Origin of the sequence: Caballeronia ptereochthonis, assembly GCF_001545075.1 — a bacterium.
Lineage (GTDB): Bacteria > Pseudomonadota > Gammaproteobacteria > Burkholderiales > Burkholderiaceae > Caballeronia > Caballeronia ptereochthonis.
In genome coordinates this window covers 1-2,590 of sequence record NZ_FCOB02000084.1, presented here as the reverse complement: position 1 = coordinate 2,590, position 2,590 = coordinate 1, and the positions used below count along the sequence as shown (strand labels likewise).

Annotated in this window: 3 protein-coding genes; all 3 read left to right on the top strand. The window is 55.1% G+C overall.

Annotated elements, in window-relative coordinates; translation table 11 throughout:
- The first annotated feature begins 132 nt into the window (after nt 1–132).
- The 3 genes from AWB83_RS35510 to AWB83_RS36380 all read left to right on the top strand — a co-directional run bounded on the left by AWB83_RS35510 (nt 133) and on the right by AWB83_RS36380 (nt 2,457).
- Nucleotides 133–807, top strand: coding sequence for a hypothetical protein (locus AWB83_RS35510; protein ID WP_143750165.1), 675 nt, complete (start codon nt 133–135; stop codon nt 805–807).
- A gap of 224 nt (nt 808–1,031) precedes the next feature.
- Nucleotides 1,032–1,979 (top strand): formylglycine-generating enzyme family protein, encoded by a 948-nt coding sequence (locus tag AWB83_RS35505; RefSeq protein ID WP_087050258.1) that lies wholly within the window; start codon nt 1,032–1,034, stop codon nt 1,977–1,979.
- Between the two features lie 22 nt (nt 1,980–2,001).
- Entirely contained in the window at nt 2,002–2,457 is a 456-nt protein-coding gene (locus AWB83_RS36380; protein WP_143750164.1) for a hypothetical protein, read from the top strand.
- Nucleotides 2,458–2,590: the final 133 nt, after the last annotated feature.

The window sequence follows — 2,590 nt, the reverse complement described above, 5'->3', positions numbered from 1 at the left end:
GCGCTAGTTGGGCGTCGATTCCATTTGCGGTTCGCGCAGCGGGAAGAGGGGGCAACTATACAGACAAGCGCAATTCCGCACAGGGATTTCGCCTTGCGATTGGACTTTAACTAAAATACATAGGGATATAAAATGCCGGGCATTACAAATATTCAAACTTCTTCTAATATCGCTGCGGCGATGGGTGCTTGGAGTAGCTTCACGCAGACGCTCAATTCATACAGAAAGGGCCATGCAGAACAACAGGACGTAGTACAAGCCGGAGCTTCATTCGTCACTGCGGCAAGTGCGCTCAGTTCCTCTCAGTTTGCTCAAGCCTTTTCTGGAATCGGAGGTTTTGCGACTAGCATGATCAATTGGGGCGCTGATTTGCAAGCCTATCGACAGGCAGTGGCTGATCGCAATGCTCGCGCTCAGGACGCGGCCTTTGTCGCGTTGGTCGGTGACGCGGCGGGACTGAGCGAGGCGGTTGCATCGGGAGTGGGTGTCATCGCCCAACAGACGGGTCAAGCTGCGCTCGCCACCGCCGCAGAATCAATGAGTACGGCTGCTGGCGTGATCGGCGGAGTCTCCGCTGTGATTGGTTTCGGGATGTATACCATCTATGGGATACGCGACTACTTCCAGGAACTCGATAATCAGCTAATCATTCCGCTGATCTGGATTACGAAGGTGGCGAAGGGCGGGAGAGGGGGACGCGACATAAACGATAGCCCGGCTTTTCGATTTTCAAGAAAATTCATTTTAAGTACTGCCTCTTGTCAGTGTTTTTGGATTAAAGGTTTTCCCTCGTTCCTCTTGAAATAAATCTCCTTTACGTTTTGCCCATCGAGTAGGCGTTACCGCTCGACCGTTCGCAGTCGCGCGAGCATGTCAGACGACCTTTCCCCGCGCCTCCTCGCGCTGAATGATATTTCAAACTGTCTGAATCTAAAGCGGAAGCGTATCGACGTTGATGCTCGGTCGGGTGGCCGCGAAGACGTGCAGTGACTCACACGCCAACCCCTCTTTCTAAACCTACCGGAGAACAGATGACCGGACGACGCAGGAACTGGATGTTGATTCAGTTCGCCTTTCTCGCTGCATTAACTACATCGCCAGTCTCAGCCAAGACAACAGCGCCACTGACTACCTTTAAGGATTGCGAGGACTGTTCCGAGATGGTCGTCCTGCCAGCCGGGCGATACATGATGGGCGCGACGAAGGAGGAATTTGAAGGACAGCCCGGGAATTTTAAATCGATGTATGACGCGGAGACTCCACGGCATCCCGTACAGGTGAAGAAGTTTGCGCTCGGGCGTTTTCTTGTCACCAGAAAGCAATTCGCAGTCTTTGCGAAAGAGACGGGATTCAACGGCGAAGCTTGCAGAACATTCAAGCGTACAGATTGGCAGGATGTTCCCGACGCTGATTGGCAGAACCCCGGCTTCCCTCAGACCGACGACGATCCGGTGGTCTGCGTGTCGTGGAATGACGTTCAGCAATACATCGAATGGCTGAACGAAAGGCTTGTGGGAAAGACCGTGCATCGCTACCGCTTGCCGACCGAACAGGAATGGGAGTACGCCGCGCGCGCCGGCACGGCCACGCCGATGTATTGGGGCAATAGCAGGCAGGAGCAGTGCCGTTACGAAAATGCGCGCGATGAAACTGCAAGAGCGCTCGACCCGGATATCCCCGTCGCACCCTGCAACGACCGCTTCCTCTGGACCTCGCCCGTGGGCTCGTTTCAGCCTAATCCATGGGGCCTATACGACATGCTGGGCAATGCGACTCAGTGGATGTCCAACTGTTCATGGGAAGACTACACACCACTACCTCCAGCGCTCGTCCCACCCAAAAGTGCATGCCGGGGCCACATCCTTCGTGGCGGCAGTTGGGCGTCAATCGTCTATTCAGTCCGTGCGGCCGTCCGCGGCGGCGCCAACTCTGATAGACGCAATTCCACACAAGGTTTCCGTCTTGCAGTGGATCTTTGAAGTCAATAAATAGGAAAAGAAGATGTCTGGCATTACAACAATTCAAACTTCGTCAAACGTCGCCGCGGCATTCGGTGCATGGGGTACATTCATGCAGACGCTCGGTGCTAACAGAAATGGGAATGCGAGTCAGGATGCAGTAGTGCAAGCCGGCGCAAATGCGATCGCAGTAGGGAGCGCTCTAGGGTCATCGCAATTTGCCACAACGTTCGCGGGGATTGCCGGGTTTGCAACCAGCGCCGCTAACTTCAAAGCCGATCTTCGAACCTATAAGGAGGCGGCGCAATTCGGCGATTCCCGCGCCCGAAACGCAGCCTTCGTTGCCTTGATCGGCGATGTAGCGGGATTAAGTCAAGCAGTTGCGTCGGGAGTGGGTGCGATCGCTGTGCAAGCGGGTGAGATCGCGCTTGTTACCACCGCCGCATCGATGGGTAAGCGCGATTCCACTCAGGGATTTCGCCTTGCTGTCGGTCTTTGAAATCGTTACACCGGAAAGCGACTCAGTGGTTGTTTGCCTACTTCCCATCAGTACCCGAGAGGGAATGTCGCGGCCACGATCTGCGGGGCGGCAGTTGGGCTTCCATTCCGATTGGAGTTCGCGCCGCCAATGG